Below are 15,959 nucleotides of genomic sequence, written 5' to 3' on the forward strand. Positions count from 1 at the left end.
ACCCAGACAGGGTGACCGAAACACGCCGCTCAGCCCAGGACCCAGACGGCGCGTCACATCACAACAGGGCAAACATTACCTGACGCGGCACTAGCAACAGCAGAGGGTGGGAAAGCAGATGGCGGAGCGGATGGCTCCAGAGGTGAGAGCTGTGCAACGGCGCATTGTCGCAACGGTCAATGCCTCCGGTGTGCTGTGTGCTGGAGGGCTCGCCCTGTGGCGGGAAGCGGGCTGCGGTGAGTGGAAGGCCACCGCCGGTGAGATCTCCGCTGACCTCACTCTCCTTGAAGTCCCTCACTATGTGGTCATGGCCTTCCGCTATCCCCTGGCGAAGTCGCTGGGCAAGTGGGCGCGGCGCGGGCAGGAAGTCCGCGTCGACCGTGAGGACCTTGCCCATCTGGTGCGGTGGATGCCCTCTCTTCAGCAGCCCATCGAACAGACCCAGGACGTGCCAGGGTGGGGGTTTGTTGTTTTCGAACCCCGCAGGGACTCGATGGCGATCATCGACCTGGCACTGTCGGTGGACTGGCCGCGCTGGAGTGCGAAGCAGGCGGCAGCGATGGGCCTGATGTGCGCCGACTGCGGTCACGACCTGCGCAACATCGACGACGCCCACTGCGCCTACAACATTCCGCTTCCGGAGAGACCGAAGAAGCGGCGCCTGGTGTGCGGGACGTGCTGCAACGACGGCCTGGACGAGCTGGACCGTCTGGTGGCCCGCGCCTGACCGCTCTTCGGCTGGGGTGCCACCGCGAGAATCCGGGTGGTTTGGTGTACGCGGCGAACGTGACTGCCGCCGTAGCCGAGGACGCGCTGCGCGGGCTCAGGCAATGGGCGGCCACGGCCGAGTTGAACGGCTCCGACGAGCTGCGCGCGGACGAAGGGCCGCGGTGCCGTTGCTTCGCAACGCCCACGTGCTGAACGGTCCGGCAGACGAGAAGTGAGGGCAGGCGCGCAGAGCGGTAGGGGTGCCGCTGGCTCGGATCTTCGCTGACGCAGAGGGCGGCTGCTGAACATCCGGTGGCGCCGCCTTGGTTGGGTTTGCGAGGCAAGCAACTGATCGTCGTCGGGTCACCACGGCGGTCAGCATCAACGGCATCGCCCGGGGCCTCACCAGTTGGTTGGCCGTCCGTGGCTTCCACGGACGGCCAACCAAACAGGTCACCGACTCCTCAACGCGCCTTGGTCGCGCGGAGCCGTTACTGGCGGCGGGGTCTTCTGAGGCCGAGCAGCAGAGCCGCTGCCGAGATCAGCAGCAGCACTACGCAGGCGTCGATGGCAGGGTCTCCGAGCTTGATCACCTCAGTTCGCAGCGCCGGCAGTTGCGTGACGCAGAAAGTACCGAGGCACAGCGCCCAGGCGCCGAACAGTCGGGGTCGCTCGACGTGCCGCAGCCATGTCGGGGCCCAGCCGGCGAGCAGCGAGATCAGGCCTGCGAGCGCGAGAAGGCACCCCACCGCGAATGTGGTGTAGTCGACAACGGTGCTCACGTTCACTCCCTGTTGATGTTGGGGTAGCCGAAGACAATCTGCAGCTTCACGCCGCGCTTCGGGTTTCTGTACAGCACCGACTGCATCCGCGCGCTCAGGTACCAGTAGTAGGCGACGACGATGCCACCGAGTGCAGCTGCCAACGCTCCCACACCCGTCGCCCAGGCGTAGGCGCCGATCATGGCGGCGAGTATCCCGGTTGCCGCGGCGTGCTCGTTGAACCGGTTGACCACATTCCAGCCTCGGGAGTTGGTCATGTCTGACTCCCACCCCCAGAAGTGCCAGCCGTGCGCGTTGTAATTGTGCTTGCTGAGGCCGGTGAGGTCGAGACAGGTGATCGGGTTGCCCGAGCAGTATTCGTAGGCGTTGGAGTTACCTCCGTAGACCGCATCCTGGCTCAGGAAGCGGCCGGTAGAGGGGTCGTAGAGCCGGGCACCCATGAGCGTGTAGCCGCTGAGCGTGTTGCCCGAGCGCTGGTAGGCGCCCAGCCAGTCGTACCCGGCGCCGTCCGTGGAGTCGGCGAGTACGTTGCCGTACTCGTCGTAGTGACGCACGGTGACGGTCGCTGAGGTGTCCAGCGGCTGCTGCACGGTGACGTTGCCGTGTACATCGGACAGTTGGAGGACCACGCCACCAGACGCCGTCGTGGTCGCGGCGAGAGATCCGGCTAGGTCGTGGACGTAACGGGCCACGGTAGTGCCGGTCACGCTCCACACCGGGCTGTCGGATGCGTCGCCGTAGTGGCTGGTCGTGACGGTGCCGGTGCTCCAGGTGCCGTCCGTGCCCTTGCTCTGGGCTGTCTGCACGGCGAGGCGCCCGGCTCCGTCCAGGTCCCAGATGTTGCGGCTGGAACCGAGGGTTTCGGAGCGGACCAGATCGTTGGTGTAGTACGCCAGCGCGGTGCTGGCGTTGGCTGTGGTGCGGCCGAAGGCGTCGTAGGCGTAGCCACTGTTCACCAGGCGGTCGGCCGTGTCGTAGGTGTACGGCGTGGTGACGGTGGTGGCGTCGGAGGTGCTGCTATCGCAGTCGTCGGAGGTGGTCGTCAGTGCGGTGCGGTTGCTGCTCCCGTCGAAGGTGTAGGTGCGGGCCGTGCAGCCGGCCTGGGTGTTGTCAACGGCGTGGCTGAGACGGCCGGCGCTGGTGTAGGTGTAGGCGGACTGGACAGTGGTGCCGTCTGTCTGCGTGTGGTCGGCCCGGCGGCCGTCGATCGTGTAGTCGGCGGTGTCTGAGGCGATCGTGGTGTGGTCGGCGGTTGTGTAGGAGCGGTCCGTGACCTGTCCTACCGGATCCGTGTCCACGGCCAGCGCGTAGTTGCCCGGCAGGGTCTCTGCGGTCAGGGTTCCGTCGGCGTCGTAGGTGCCGCGGAAGGTGCCCGCCACCGAGTCGGTCAGGGTCTTGAGGTCACCGGCGGTGCTGTATGCGTAGGTCTGCGTGGACGGAGCCGAGTCGGTGCGCCCGGCCGTGCGGTCCAGGATGTCGTACGACGTGGTCGTGGTGTTGCCCGCGCCGTCGTCGTAGGAGATTTGGCGGCCCAGGTCGTCGTACCGGTAGACGATGGTCTTTCCGCTGGAGGACTGGGTGGCCGGCTGTCCGTTGCTCGGATCGTACGTGGTCGTGGCGGCCGGGGAGTCTGTGCCGGTTCCTCCGGTGACAGCCTTCTTTGTAGTACGCCCAGCCGCGTCGATTGTGATGGTGGTCGTGCGCGTCACGCCGTTCGCGGTCTCGGACTTGCTGGCCATCTGGCCCCAGCGGTCGTAGGTGTAGACCGTGGTGGCCGCCTCGGACGGGTTGCTGGCACCGTTGGTGATGGCCGCTGCGGGAGCGGTCCGGCACAGCAGGCCGTCCCACTCCGCGGAGGCACAGACGCCTGTGGCGGTCGCACTGTAGTAGGTGTAGTTGAGCGTGTCTGCGTCCGAGCCGGAGGAGCCCGGGGTTCGGGTGCTGGCCACGCGTCCGTTGTTGTCGTAGGTGGCGACGACGTCGCTTGTCGTGCTGCCTGTGGCGGACTTCTGCTGACCGGTCGACCAGTCGTAGCTGTAGGCCACCGTGCTGGTGTCGGCGTCCGTTGCGGAGTTTGCGATGGCCGCGCCCGTCACCTTGGAGGTGAGCAGACCGGAGATCGCCGCGTCGGCCGGCCGGTTCTCGTCGTAGGTGAGCGCGGTGTGAGTGCGGGCTGGGACCACTGAGCCGGCCGGCAGGGTGACGGAACCGGTCAGGTCCTTGGTGAGGGTTACCTGGTGCAGTGGTCCGTAGGTGCCGGTGCCGCGTGTGCCGTCGGCGGAGTACGTGGAGACGGTGGCGAGCTGCTGCGCGCGTTCGGCCGTGGCCAGACCGTCCAGGCCCAGCTCCGTCAGCTCGTCGGAGGAACTGCTCAGCGCGAGAGCGCGGTTGGCAGCGCTGAGCTGTGAGGTGTTGTTGCCGAGGATGTCGTGCTCGGTTGTGGTGATGCCGCCGCCGGGATTGGCGGTATTGGTCTCCTGGCCATCCGCATCGATGTACGTGATCGTGGCGCGGTCGTACGAGGACGCCGTCAAAACGCTGCCGGTGCTCGAGGCGGGGACGCTGTCTGCCGGGAAAACGGCCGTGGCGTCGGTCGGTGCCTCGTACTGCGCCCAGGTGGCAACGGTGTTTGAGTCCATCTGGTATGGCGCGGAACCGCCCGACAGCGGCACGTCGTAGACGACCGTGGTGGTGGCCGTCCCGGACGTTGTGTGCGCACTGTCCTGGGCCAGGGCCGGACGAGAGGCCGTCAGTAGCATGCCGTCACCGGCGGTGGCCTCGTTGCCGACCTTGCCGTAGGTGAATGTCCAGGGCAGCTCACCAGCGGGTGTGAAGGTACTCAGACGGCTGTTGGACTCATAGGTGTACTGCGTCTTCAGCGCGGGGCTGATCCGCGGGTCCCACTCTTCGCGCAGCTGGCCTGCGTTGTCGTAGGCGTATTGTGCGACTGCCGTTGCGGTCGCGGCCGAAGCGCCAGGGTCTGTCGCCCACAGCTTGATCTGCTTGACCTGGTCCTTGTAGTCCCCGAACACCGAGCTGGTGGCGGTGGTGGAGGCTGCGTAGACGAACTCCATCACGCGGCAGCCCTTGGTCGACGGCGCGCTCTGGCAGGTCGAGGACGCGACTGCCGTGGTCGGCGCGATCATGTACTTGGGCCGTGACAGTGTCTTTGTGCCGGAGGTGACCAGCTCCGAGACGATCTTGGTGGTGGAGTTGTCGGTCGGGAGGTAGGTGGCCGACACCTGCCAGGTCGTGGCTGGCGTATCCACCTTGGCGAAGGTGGTGGTGGTGCCTTCCTTGTCCTTGAGCGTGAACGTCCCGGTGAACGAGCCGGTCAGGGTCAGGTCCTCCGAACCCGGTTCAGGCTTCCAGCCTCCACCCGAGGTCGCGGTGAAGCCCGTCTCGCCGCCGTCCGCATCGACCAGGGCGACCGAGGCCGTCGAGGTCTCGCGGACGTAGGACCACTCGGAGCCGACCGCTGTAACACCCGATATCCACTCGGGGCCGAAGATGGCGGCCTGGCCGTCGGCGTCGGCGCCGGCGGTCGGACGGCGTGAGGAAGCCGTGCGGGACACGGACAGGCCGAAGCCGGAAGTGTCCTTGGCAGACAGACCGAAGTCGCCCGTCAGCATGTTTACCGAGCCCGGCCCGACGTTGGTGCTGGGGGCGCTGCCCGCGTCACGGTCCAGCGTGATCGTCTCGGGCTGTGAGTAGGCCTTGGTGGTGTCCTTGACAAAGGCCGCTCGAATTTCGAGGACGCCATCCTGGGTCAGAGTATCGGTGACATTCCAGGTCAGCGGTGCGGGTGCGCCTTGGGAGGCCGGAACAGGCCAGGCGGCGACGGCCGATCCGTCGGACTGTTTCACGTCCGTGGACGGGACGTCCCACCACGCATCGGTCTCGCCCCGCCGGAACTGGTAGGAAACCCCGGTGTAGCCCTCGGTGGAGTCGGAGGACGCAGCCAGGGTGATCCGTCGGGCGGTACGGTCGCCGGTGCTAGGGCTGTCCAGGGAAGCTCCGGAACCCGCATAGAAGACGTACGTGGTCAGCGCGGAGACGTTGCCCGCCCTGTCGTGCGTCGTGGCGTACAGGGTGTGCTTGCCCTGGGAGAAGGTGAGCGTGACCGACACCTTCGCCCCGGTGGTGGGCAGGGTGTGAGCGCCGGTGCCATCCAGGTTCCACAGCACCGAAGCCACGTCGCTGGCCGGCGGGGTGAAGTCGAACGTTCCGGAGAACGATCCGTTGTCATCCGGTGTCCCGGACCAGGCGTCGGCCGGGAAATCCGTCGACGAGGGCGCGGTGGCCGACGGCTTGGTGGTGTCGACGGTGAGGGAGCTCCATGCCGACCAGATGCTGCCGTCCGTGCCGTCCCGGGACAGGACCCGCCAGTCGTAGGGTCCCTGTCCCAGGGCTGGAGTGGTGGTCCAGGAGAACGTGGAGCCGGAGGTCACGGTGCTGCTGTCGCCACTGGCGATCATCGTGGTGTGCGCGGTGTTCCAGATCTCGAAGTGCCCGTACAGGCTGTTCCCGTCCGCGTCGGTCGCCTTCCCCGACAGCGTCGGGGTCGTGTCGTTGGTCGCCGCGCCCGTCACCGGGCTTACCGGGGTGGGCTGGCCCGGCTTGGTGTTGTAGTTCACCACCAGCTTGGGCGCGTAGCCGGAAGTGGTGTAGTTGGCCGAGCGGAACCGGCGCCAGGTGGTGGCGTCGGTTTCATCGGCGCTGCGGACCTGGACACCGTAGTTGGCGGCGCCGTTGGCCCAGTCCTGCACCATGCCGGTGAGCGTCCAGTTGGAGTACGCCGCCGGGCAGGAGGAGTTGTAGCCCCAATGACCCGTGTTGGTCGCCATGTTCGTTGTGGTGGTCGACGGCTGCGCACCCCACGTGAGCGTAGTGGTGTCCAGCGCAGAGGTGACCCGCTTGGCCTGCGTCGGCGGGCCGGTCGTGGCGCATGTCGAGGAGTAGTACGAGTACAGGGACATCGTCGCGGAGGTGATGTGTTTGCCTGTGAACTTCGACATGTCGAACTTCACGTACGCACGGGCCACGTCCTGGCCGGTGTCGTAGGTACCTGACTTCAGTTCCTGCGAGCCGACCTGCGAGTCGGGGTAGTCCGGGGTCTGCACCCACGTGTCGGTGGTCACCGCCAGCGTGGAGGTCGGGTCGACCGTGACCGGGTAGGTGGCCGTGGCCAGGAAGTCTGCAGCGGGGCTGAGGACCAGCGTCTGGTTTCCGTCGCCATCCGTCTCGATCTTCGTAGCGACCCGGCTCCGATGGTCCGGCTCGCCCGATACGGCGTTCGTGGCGGAGTCCCACATCATCGGTGCCGACGCCTCGGCCACCAGTTTGCCCGACGTGTCCTTCAGCAGCAGATGGCCGGAGTCGGCCTGGGACAGCTTTAGACCGTCCAGGTCCATCGGGATCCGGTAGGACACCGCACCGTCCGGACGCTGGCTGAGTACGACGTTCTGGGTGAAGCCTTCAGGGAGTGCGGAAACGGTCAGTTTCTGCCCGCCGCCGAGTGCGTAGGAGGCGGTGTTGTCCTTCACCACAGGCGTTGGCAGCTTGTCCTGCCAGCCCAATCCGAACGACTTCCCTCCCTTGGACACCGACGCCAGAGCACTGTCACCGCCGTCGGACACCGCGATGTCAGCCGCTGTCGCCTCCGGCGTCAACGCGCTGCCGGTGTCCGACAGCGAGGTGTCGATGTTCTCCCACCGCCCGTCCTGCTTCACCCGCACCGGGCCGGCGTAGGCCTCGGTCTGCAGTTCACCGCTGGGCAGCGCGTAGGTCGTGGAATCCGTCGTTCGCGCCGACAGCACCTCAATACGGCGGTCCTGTAGCCGGGCTGTCAGAACAGCCGACGCCTCGTCCTGAGCCTCTGCAGGACCCTCGGCGGCATTTGCCGCGGACGCCGCGGTGGGTGTCAGCGACGTCAGCGCGACCGACTGTCCGGTGGCCTCCACCACCAATGCCGTCTGAACCGCAAGAACGAGTGCAACAGCACTCGCGACCCGGCGCAGACGTCTACCTGCCACCGGCGTGGGACGGCTGAACGGACCTGGCGGTCCGCCCTTCAGCCAGAAGCCCATCACATCTCCTTCATCGGATCTCCAAGAGAGATCGAGTGGGAAACATTTATCTGGCCTTGATCAGGAGACGTCACGGGGATCGGCCGACCACCGCCCAGCCCTCGGAACAGGGCTCTGGACTGGAGCGATATGGGCGGCCAAGGCCGTCTTGCCCCCCGCCATCCACATGTCACGCAGGTGAATGAAAGGAAACATGGCGTCGCTAGAATCATCTACGCGATTTTGCAATTGTCGAACACTGGACAATCTGCGGCCTTCAACTCAATCTGAAAATGACATACTTACGGGCCGTCAGAAAGTAAAGAATTGCCTGCCCGTCAATGGTGGGCGTTTGATTCCCGCTTGTCAGTTTCGCCGGTTTAGCTGTCGCGCCAGTTGTCGGAGGCACCGTGGGTGAGACGGCCAGTCATGAGGTTGATGGCGGCGAGCTGCAGAACGTGGTGGTCCATCCAGGCCGGGGACTCGCGTGGTTGGCGCGTTCTTCGGCGCCATAGGGTTGGGGGCCCGGGGGAGAGGAAGTCATGTCGAGTACGGGGGCGGAGTGGCGGGAGGACGCCGCGTGCGGCAGTTCCGACGCGGACGACCTGTTCGCGGACAGTGCGCGCCAGAGGCAGGCGAAGGCGGTCTGCGCGGGCTGTCCGGTGCGCACGGAGTGTCTCGCCGAAGCGCTCGATGAGCGGATCGAGTTCGGGGTGTGGGGCGGTATGACCGAGCGGGACCGCCGGGCTCTCCTGCGGCGCAGGCCGAACGTCGTCTCCTGGCTGTCCGTGCTGGAGGCAGCCCGAGACACTTCGACCCGCGCCAGCTGACGGAGCGGCCGCTCAGTCGGTGGCTTCGATGGCGGCCCGGTAGGCCGCCATGGCGCGCACCGTGGCGCAGGCGACCCACAAGGCGCCCCACAGGTGGTCGACTGTCCGTGGGGTCTGCTTGCGGGCATCGTCGAGAAAGGCGGCCAACTGCTCCGGATGCAGATGCCGGCGCCGGAGATAGAGCATCGCGAGGTCGGTGGTGCTGGAGTGCCGGGCGATGCGCGCCTTGGCGTCGGCGAGGCTGATCTCCTTCCCGTCGGCTGCCTTCAGGGCCACGAATCGGTGCGCTTCGCCCGGGTCCTGGGCGATCGCGGCGAGTGCACACACGTCCGGCACGCCTTCGGTGTTGCGCCAGATGAGCGGGCACTCGGCCTCGAGGATGCCGGCGAATACTTCGGCGAGCAGGAGATTCACGTGGGGCTGTCCCTCGCGGGTGCCGCCGCCCAGACGTACCAGGACGGTGGCCATCTCCTCTCCTGTGGCGTCCCGTGCGGCCATGACGAGCATCTCCCGTGCGGCCACCGTGACGTCGGCGAGTGTCGGACGGCTGGCCATGACGCGCTCCTCGATGGCGGGCAGATGCTGGGGACCTGCTCACGGTAGCGGTGATCGCTGGTCGCGAGCCGGGCTCCGGGGATACACGGGGCAGGGCCCCGGGGCTGGGGACGGTTGCGGCGGGGTTGGATTCCGGGTGCTGTCTGCTGATGAGGCCACGGAGGGGGTCTCGTGCTGGCTAGCCTTGATGTGCGCTGCCACGGGTGCGGTCGCATGGCGAGAGGAGGTCGATGACAGACCAGGATCAGGCCACCGAGTCTCCGGGCGCGGCGGGTTCTCCCATCTTGACCATGGAGTTTCGGCATGTCCACCGGCTTGCCGATCCTTCTGCGGAGGGTGTCCAGACCTGGCAGATCTCTCTCGCCGCGGGCGGCGAGACCATCGCGCGGGTGCGGGCGGTGCGCGGTCAGTACTGGAAGGCCCACAACCTCGGCGAGCGCCTGGCCGACGAGCAGTCCCCCGCCGCTGTTGCAGCAGGGCAACTCTTCGACGCGGAGGGTCAGTTTCTTCCGGCCTACGAGGCCTTCGTCGACCTGCCGGGCAATGTCCTCGTGATCGACGGACTTGAGATCGCCGCACCCTGGGACGATCCGTGGACCGTCGCGGGGATGATCTCCAGCCTCATCGACCGGTTGACCGACAATCAGTACGCGGTGGTCCTGCCCCGGTCCTTGAGTGACACGAAGGATGCCCTGCTCGGGGAGGCAGGTGTCCTGCTGAGCGCCGAACCGTTCTCGGACGAACTGCTGATCATCGACACGTCGCTCGCCGCGCCTGAAGAGGCCGCCCGCCGGGTGGCCGAACACCTGCGCTACCGCGCCCGCCATGGCGACATCGACCTCCTGGACGAGGACTGGGACGAAGACGACGAAGGCGAGGAGGTTCTCACCGCGCGCACGCGAGCGGTGCTGCACCTTGCCCTGCGGGAACTGGCGGACCAGGGGTGGCACGAGGTGTCCGTGCTGGGGAAGCAGCCGGCTGCACGCAGCGCTGGTGGGCTGTTCGGCGGATTGCCGAGGGTGACCTGGCACCAGGACGGTTCGTGGCGGCGGCAGTTGGCCCGGACGTTCGACGACCTGGCCGCCGACTGCACTGCCGGCACGGGCGTCGAGCCGCGCTGCACGGGAGAGGAAATGGCGCTGCACCTCGGCATCGCCCGCGCCCGGGATCTGACGCACAACCGGCCCCGGCTCGTGGCCGACACCGTGGCGGGCCTTCCCGAAGCCCGCGGGGACGGCGACTGGGACGCCTGCTCCGGCGTCCTCTTTCAGGACCACGACGTGCTGATGCTGTTCGATGACGCACTCGACGGGATCGACGACGCCGAGAGCGATCTTCACCAGTCCATGGGGATGGTCAACCTTGCCCCTCTCGACTGGTTTACGCCCTTTGACCCCGAGCATGCCCGTGACCCTGAACGCGGCTTCCGCCACGCGTGAGCGTGGCCCGGCGAAGTAAAGGGCAGGCGTCGTACGTGGCGCCCCTCAAGAAATGGCGGCTCCTGTGTGGCATCCGGGCCGCGCCCGACAGCGACGTCGATCAGTCGTGCGAGGGCAGGCCTGGGAACCGGTCGTAGAGGGGGTCGCCGGGGAAGGCGATCGACTCGATGTGCTGCGAGGGGATCGCATTTCGATAGAGGACGTCGGCGTTGGCCGGCTCGTAGCCGATCGCTTTGCCGACGAAGGTGTGGATCACTGACCTGAAGACGAGATGCTTACCGGGACTGGCGAGGTCGACGTAAGCGGTGACGAGCGCGGGCCTGCCCAAGGAACGCAGTCTCTGCGTGACGCCCGTCCCGGCATCGCAGTGCCGCCAGTAGACTGCCTCGCCACCCCAGAAGGACAACAGCCGCCACACACCGTTGATGCCATGAGCGGTGGCCTCGGCGGAGAGCGTCAAACAGACCTGGTCAGCCCTCCTCCCGACCGCCGGCGCTCCCGGGACGACCAGGCTCTGGGAACGCAACCCTTCCCGCTCATCGCTCGTCAGATAGCCCCGCTGATGGGCTTGGTTCAGACGGTCATCAACCAGAGCGAGGTTCAAGGGGCGCAAGCCCTCAGAGCGGATCGCGTCAGCCTCGTGGTCGAGCAGCCTGGTGGCGTGCTGCGCACGCAGGAGGTGCCCGCTCAGCAGGTGGGGGCTGCGTGCCAGAGCGAGGCTGTTTCAACTCAGGGGAGACCGGCCGCAGCCGTTTCGGGTCCGACCGTCGAGTCCCAGTGCCAGCCGCACCATCGCCCGTTCTCGTCCAGCCGCCGCGGTCACCGGGAGGTCCACGACCTGAGTCGAGCCGGGTCGCCAACCCTCCACGCCCCTGATGAGGATCCTTGAAATCGGCCACGGCTGCTCATCGCCTCGCGTGCTCTGTTTTTCAACTGAGTGAGGAACGGCAACGAGCGCCTCGCGGGCGGGGAGTAGGGGCTGCCCGTTTGTTCAGCGTGCCTGTGGCGCCGAGCAGCTATACCGCTTTTGCGTTCCTGAGCGCTCCTTCGCTCGCTGCGTGGTGCTGCGGTGCTTCAGGCGGTGCGGTGCGGTCCGGCGAAGGACTGCAGGGCTTCCTGCGTGTGTGGAAGGCCGAGGTCCCGCAGCCGGTCGGCGGACGAGCGGATGAGCCAGGTGTGCCGGTGGTCGGCGAGATCGCCCAACAGTTGCTGTTGCGCCGCTGTCAGGTCGGAGTAGCGGGGTGCGGTGTGCGGCTGCGGAGCGGGAAACAGCTCCTGGATCGCTTCGCGGGTGCGGGAGCCGTGGTAGTCCCAGACGATGCGGGGCAGGCACGCGTCGAGCGCCTCGCGCACGGCGGCCGGGTCCCAGCCGGGCGGCAGGGCGTGCAGGGTGCGCTCGATGTGGCCGTGAAGGTCGCCCTCGCAGTAGTCGGTTACGCGAGTGAACGGGCTGCGGCCAGCTGCGGTGAGTTCGGTGACAGTCCGGCTGAGCAGGCCGGCGTCAACAGAGGTTCCGTCGAGGCCGGCGAGACGGATGAGGGCGGTGGCCGCGGCCCATCGCATCAGCGGATCTGTGGCATCCAGGTACGGGGTGATGTCCTCGGCGGTGGACGAAGGTCCGACGAGGCCGGCGGCGAGCAGCCCGGTGGCTGCGGTGACCGGGTCCTTACCTTGTGCGGCAAGGGCGAGGAGGCGGGGCAGGGAGGTGGTGGAGAATTCGGGGAACCAGGCCAGGAGGTAGGCAATCCGGGTCCGCAGCCGTGCGTCATCGTCGTCGAGTAGGGCGAGAAGGCTGGGGAGTTCGGCGAGGACGGCGTCGTATGACTGGAGTGCCGACCACCGGGAGTCGGGCGAGTTGCCGGCGGCCACCCAGGCCCGCAGGTCCTGCAGCTGTGCGCGCTGGTCGGCATCCGTCGCGGCGGCCAGCTGCTCCTCGTACCACGGCAGGAGCTCCTCCGGACCGACGTCCGCCGCGGCCGTACGCCATCCGGGTACGTTGATGCCGGTGGTCACGTCGTACTCGTCGTGCCAGTCCACGGCCAGGCGGGTGAGCAGCCACATCGTGTCCTCGCGGGCGGCTGCGGGGCCCGCGACGGCGATCCTCGCGAGGAACGGGACGGCGACCGGGGAGGCCGAATAGCGGCTGCCCTGATGGAAGATGCTATTGAACAGGCTGCTGAACACCTTCTTGCGCGCCTCGTCGTCGCTCCCGGACAGGGTGCGTATATGCCCTGGAACGTCATGCGCCGACTCGTAGGCGTGCGACAGGCCGGCCCAGTCCACATCGTCCAGCCCCGCCAGCAGCTTCTCGTACTCGTTGATCATCGAAGAAGGATCGCAGGAGGCACTGACACAGCCTCCGCGGCACACCAGCAGCTGGTCCCGCCCGAACAGCACCGGTCCCCAACTTGCTGCAAGTGGGGAATTGCAGCGAGCAGGTCAGAGTAGGTGTTTTCGATCCCTGGCCGTGAAGTGTCTGCGCCTGGATGATCTGGGTCGTGGGTTATGGGGCGCAGAAGGCAAGATGCGACGCCCGCGTACCGGAAACCTGACCGGCGGTGCGGCTACCAGCGCATGCCGGTCAGCGGTCCGCAATGCCTAGGTGCCCAGAGTGCCCGGGCAGTGGCTTGATCGGTCCGCGCGTGTTGATCGCTTCCGAGCCTGCTGGCTAGGTTGGCCGGCATGGCTGACCTCAGATCCCTCGCCTGGCCACCTGCCCCAATCAAGACCGAGCGGCTTGTACTCCGCGAGTCTGAGGCCCGGGACCGCGCGGCGGTCATCGAGCTGAACGCCTCGCCAGAGGTGAACGCCTACCTTGGTGGCCCTCGACCGCGCGCCGAGCTCGAACGCATGGTGCCCGAGGTGCCCGGGCAGCGCCGTGGTTGGTTGGTGGTCGAGCTCGACGGAGCAATGATCGGCACGGTCCAGCTCAAACCGCATGCCCCCGAGAGTCCAAGTAACCGCCGTCTGGAGGCCGGGGAGACGGAGCTTGGCTACTTGTTCCTACCAGAGGCGTGGGGCCGCGGGTACGCCACCGAGGCGTGCACAGCGGCACTCGACTGGTTTGTCGGCGCGCTGCCCGGTGAGCCGGTGGTGCTCTACACCCAGACCGCCAACGCCAGCTCGATGCGCCTGGCGGCGAAGCTGGGGTTCACCGAGCTGGAACGGTTCGAGGCGTGGGGCGCCGAGCAGTGGTTCGGCGTGTGGACTTCGCTTACGCCGTCCGCTTGATCGGATCTGCGGTTGACGATTGCACAGGTTTCCCCAGGCCCCGGTCAGGCGCCCTGCTTGGCGTGTTCGGCGGCGGTGGCTTGGTAGCGGTAGGACACGGTGCCGGCCTGGATGAGGCTGCAGCGGAAGGTGATCCGGTCGGCGATGGCATCGGAACACCCGACTGTGCGTGCTGTGCGGCTGCGCTAATAGCAGGTGTTTTCAACTGGCTTTCTGGGCTGCGTCCAGCAGTCTGGGAGCGAGTGATCATTGCTCGCCCACTGGACGACCTCGCCGGCTACATCGCCACCCCCGTCACCGCACGCCGCGGCCTCATGGCACGCCTGCACTACCTCACCCGCACCAGCCACGCCCGCAGGGCCGCCCGCACCGCGGGCCTCACCGTCACGGACCGCACCCTGCGCGCCTAGCTCGACGGAACCCGCTCGCCCTCGCGCCAGAACCTGGAGCGGATCGAACAGGCTTACAGAGCTGTGCAGCGCGAGAATGTCGCCCGCTATGTGGCCGCCCGCCTCAACCGGGCGGGCAGCGGCACCCGGGTCGAGATCCATCCGCTCAACCAGTCCCAGGTCGACCGGCCCCGCCAGCGGGGTTTTGGAGTTCCGCACGCTCAACGTGCGTCGCTGGGGACCGCATCGTCGCCGCCTGGTCCGCCGGTGACGACAGCGAGCTGGACGAGGCATGGGCGGACCAGGTCGTCGACCTGGGCAGTCAGTGGGGCCAGTACGAGAACGTGGCCAATGTCGGGTTCGCCGCATGACCTCGCCTGGTTTACAGCCAGCCCGCCACACCGGGAGATGGGTGCATCAGTTCGATAGTGCAGCCTCACCCGTCAGGCCGCGATGTTCCTCTCGGTCGGCCGTCGTCGCCGGGATCTTGCTGCAGGGTGACCCGGTTCGGGCGTCGGTCGTGCCCCGCCCGGGCAGGCAGGTGATAATCGGGGCATGGCTGTCAGTTCCTCTCGTTTCCCGGTGCCGAACGCGTTCGAGCTGCTCCGCGAGCAGTACACCAAGCGGCTGCCCGCGCGCCTGCAGGACCTGACGGGCCCCACCCACGGCTCGGTCGACCTGCCGCTGCACGTGGCATGGTCCGGACGCCGCTCCTACGACGTGGAACAGCCCCGCTCGCGGATGAGCCTGTACCGCACCGTCCTGGCCGAGGGGCAGCGCCAAGATCTGATCGCCTTCCTGAACCGGGATCTGCTGCTTGGGCAGTGGCCGGTGCTGCGTACTTTGATCAGCAGGCCGTTGAGGGAGGCTTGGGAGGCAGCCTTTCCCGAGCTGGCCGCCGTCCGGAGCGTGCCGGCCGCGTGAATCTGACCGACCTGCACCGCCGTCTCCTTGCCGATGTACTTGCGATCGGCACCCCGTACCCCTTGGTGATCACAGGCGGCTATGCCGTCCAGGCGCACGGCCTGGTCGACCGCCTCAGCCAGGACCTTGACGTAGCCACCGAGAATCCTGCCTCGATCGCAGAGATCGTCGCCGTGGTCGGCGAGGGCCTCACCACGCGCGGCTGGAGCATCCGCGAGATCGAGACAGGGGCCCTCTCCGGTCGTCTCATCGCAACCGACCCGAAATCCGGGGAAGAATGCGAGGTGGACGTCCTCAAAGAGGCTTTCTGGAGTCCGCCCACGCAGACCGAGTACGGACCGGTGCTGGCTCTCGACGACGTGATCGGCACCAAGGTCCGCGCGCTCGCGGACCGCGGCGCGGTCCGCGACCTCATCGACGTCCACGCCGCCTCCCAGCACCGCACCACCGCCGACCTCGAAACGCTCGGCCGCCGCCACGCACGCTACGAGTTCAGCCTCCAAGACCTGCGCGACCGCCTTAACGGTGCCGAATGGTGGGACGACAAGGACTACACCGACTACGGCCTCGATCCCGGCCAACTGGCCGACCTGCGCGCCTGGGCCCTTGCCTGGGCAGCCGACCTTGACGCCCGCCTGTACGCCGAGGAGAACCCGGACGAGGGGTGAGAGCCGTGCGGGCGGCGGATCACCGGTCAACCCGGAGAGGACCCGGAGTCTGTGCAGCAGCCAGCGGCGGCCGAACTCACGGAGCAGTCTCGCGCGCGGCGCCCCGCGGACACCACGGTCTGCACACCTGCCAGCTCGGCATTCCCCCGCCCTGCGAGCGCTGACAACTAGGGCCTGTGTGATGTCGTGATCATTCTTGGGTTCTGTCCTGTTTGAGCGGTGGAATCCGGTAGGACTGTGGTCGTGACGCGTAGGCAACTCACCCATGCCCAGTGGAAGTTCGTCGAGCCGTATCTGCCGATCGGTAGGTACGGCCCTTACCCGGAGCGGTTGCGGGAGCAGTTCGAGGGTGTGATCTGGCGGTT

12 protein-coding genes and 1 pseudogene are annotated in these 15,959 nt (G+C 67.4%); 8 read left to right on the forward strand and 5 right to left on the reverse strand.

The features are described 5' to 3' along the window. The first annotated feature begins 151 nt into the window (after positions 1-151). Both ABZV34_RS34115 and ABZV34_RS34120 read left to right on the forward strand, forming a co-directional pair. Positions 152-727, forward strand: a complete 576-nt coding sequence (locus ABZV34_RS34115) for a hypothetical protein (protein WP_356285471.1) — start codon at positions 152-154, stop codon at positions 725-727. Positions 728-786: 59 nt separating this feature from the next. Next, a complete protein-coding gene (locus tag ABZV34_RS34120) occupies positions 787-921 on the forward strand; it encodes a hypothetical protein (RefSeq protein ID WP_356285474.1) in 135 nt (44 codons plus the stop codon). Between the two features lie 278 nt (positions 922-1,199). Here ABZV34_RS34120 and ABZV34_RS34125 read toward each other — a convergent pair whose 3' ends face one another. Both ABZV34_RS34125 and ABZV34_RS34130 read right to left on the reverse strand, forming a co-directional pair. Then, complete coding sequence (locus tag ABZV34_RS34125) at positions 1,200-1,490, reverse strand: hypothetical protein (protein ID WP_356285476.1); 291 nt, start codon at positions 1,488-1,490, stop codon at positions 1,200-1,202. Positions 1,491-1,492: 2 nt separating this feature from the next. Further along, entirely contained in the window at positions 1,493-7,579 is a 6,087-nt protein-coding gene (locus tag ABZV34_RS34130) for a DNRLRE domain-containing protein (RefSeq protein ID WP_356285479.1), read from the reverse strand. 521 nt (positions 7,580-8,100) lie between these two features. Here ABZV34_RS34130 and ABZV34_RS34135 point away from each other — a divergent pair. Then, positions 8,101-8,388, forward strand: a complete 288-nt coding sequence (locus ABZV34_RS34135; protein ID WP_356285482.1) for a WhiB family transcriptional regulator — start codon at positions 8,101-8,103, stop codon at positions 8,386-8,388. A gap of 12 nt (positions 8,389-8,400) precedes the next feature. Here the strand turns inward: ABZV34_RS34135 and ABZV34_RS34140 are convergent, their stop codons facing one another. Continuing rightward, a complete protein-coding gene (locus ABZV34_RS34140) occupies positions 8,401-8,943 on the reverse strand; it encodes a hypothetical protein (RefSeq protein WP_356285485.1) in 543 nt (180 codons plus the stop codon). A gap of 230 nt (positions 8,944-9,173) precedes the next feature. Between ABZV34_RS34140 and ABZV34_RS34145 the strand changes: the two genes are divergently transcribed. Next, positions 9,174-10,382, forward strand: a complete 1,209-nt coding sequence (locus tag ABZV34_RS34145) for a hypothetical protein (protein ID WP_356285488.1) — start codon at positions 9,174-9,176, stop codon at positions 10,380-10,382. Positions 10,383-10,482: 100 nt separating this feature from the next. Here the strand turns inward: ABZV34_RS34145 and ABZV34_RS34150 are convergent, their stop codons facing one another. Both ABZV34_RS34150 and ABZV34_RS34155 read right to left on the reverse strand, forming a co-directional pair. After that, on the reverse strand, positions 10,483-10,842 hold the full coding sequence (locus ABZV34_RS34150; protein WP_356285491.1) for a hypothetical protein: 360 nt from the start codon (positions 10,840-10,842) through the stop codon (positions 10,483-10,485). 614 nt (positions 10,843-11,456) lie between these two features. Continuing rightward, complete coding sequence (locus tag ABZV34_RS34155; RefSeq protein ID WP_356285494.1) at positions 11,457-12,707, reverse strand: HEAT repeat domain-containing protein; 1,251 nt, start codon at positions 12,705-12,707, stop codon at positions 11,457-11,459. A 357-nt stretch (positions 12,708-13,064) separates the two neighbouring features. Here ABZV34_RS34155 and ABZV34_RS34160 point away from each other — a divergent pair, with 357 nt between their 5' ends. The 4 genes and pseudogenes from ABZV34_RS34160 to ABZV34_RS34175 all read left to right on the forward strand — a co-directional run bounded on the left by ABZV34_RS34160 (position 13,065) and on the right by ABZV34_RS34175 (position 15,594). Next, a complete protein-coding gene (locus tag ABZV34_RS34160; protein ID WP_356285497.1) occupies positions 13,065-13,613 on the forward strand; it encodes a GNAT family N-acetyltransferase in 549 nt (182 codons plus the stop codon). Between the two features lie 218 nt (positions 13,614-13,831). Further along, positions 13,832-14,373 (forward strand): annotated as a pseudogene (locus ABZV34_RS34165) (transcriptional regulator). Between the two features lie 184 nt (positions 14,374-14,557). Next, a complete protein-coding gene (locus ABZV34_RS34170) occupies positions 14,558-14,926 on the forward strand; it encodes a hypothetical protein (RefSeq protein WP_356285500.1) in 369 nt (122 codons plus the stop codon). Beyond that, complete coding sequence (locus ABZV34_RS34175) at positions 14,923-15,594, forward strand: nucleotidyl transferase AbiEii/AbiGii toxin family protein (protein ID WP_356285503.1); 672 nt, start codon at positions 14,923-14,925, stop codon at positions 15,592-15,594. The genes ABZV34_RS34170 and ABZV34_RS34175 overlap by 4 nt, the downstream gene beginning before the upstream one ends. Positions 15,595-15,959: the final 365 nt, after the last annotated feature.

Source organism: Streptomyces sp. NPDC005195 (genome assembly GCF_040608315.1).
GTDB classification, from domain to species: domain Bacteria; phylum Actinomycetota; class Actinomycetes; order Streptomycetales; family Streptomycetaceae; genus Streptomyces; species Streptomyces kaempferi.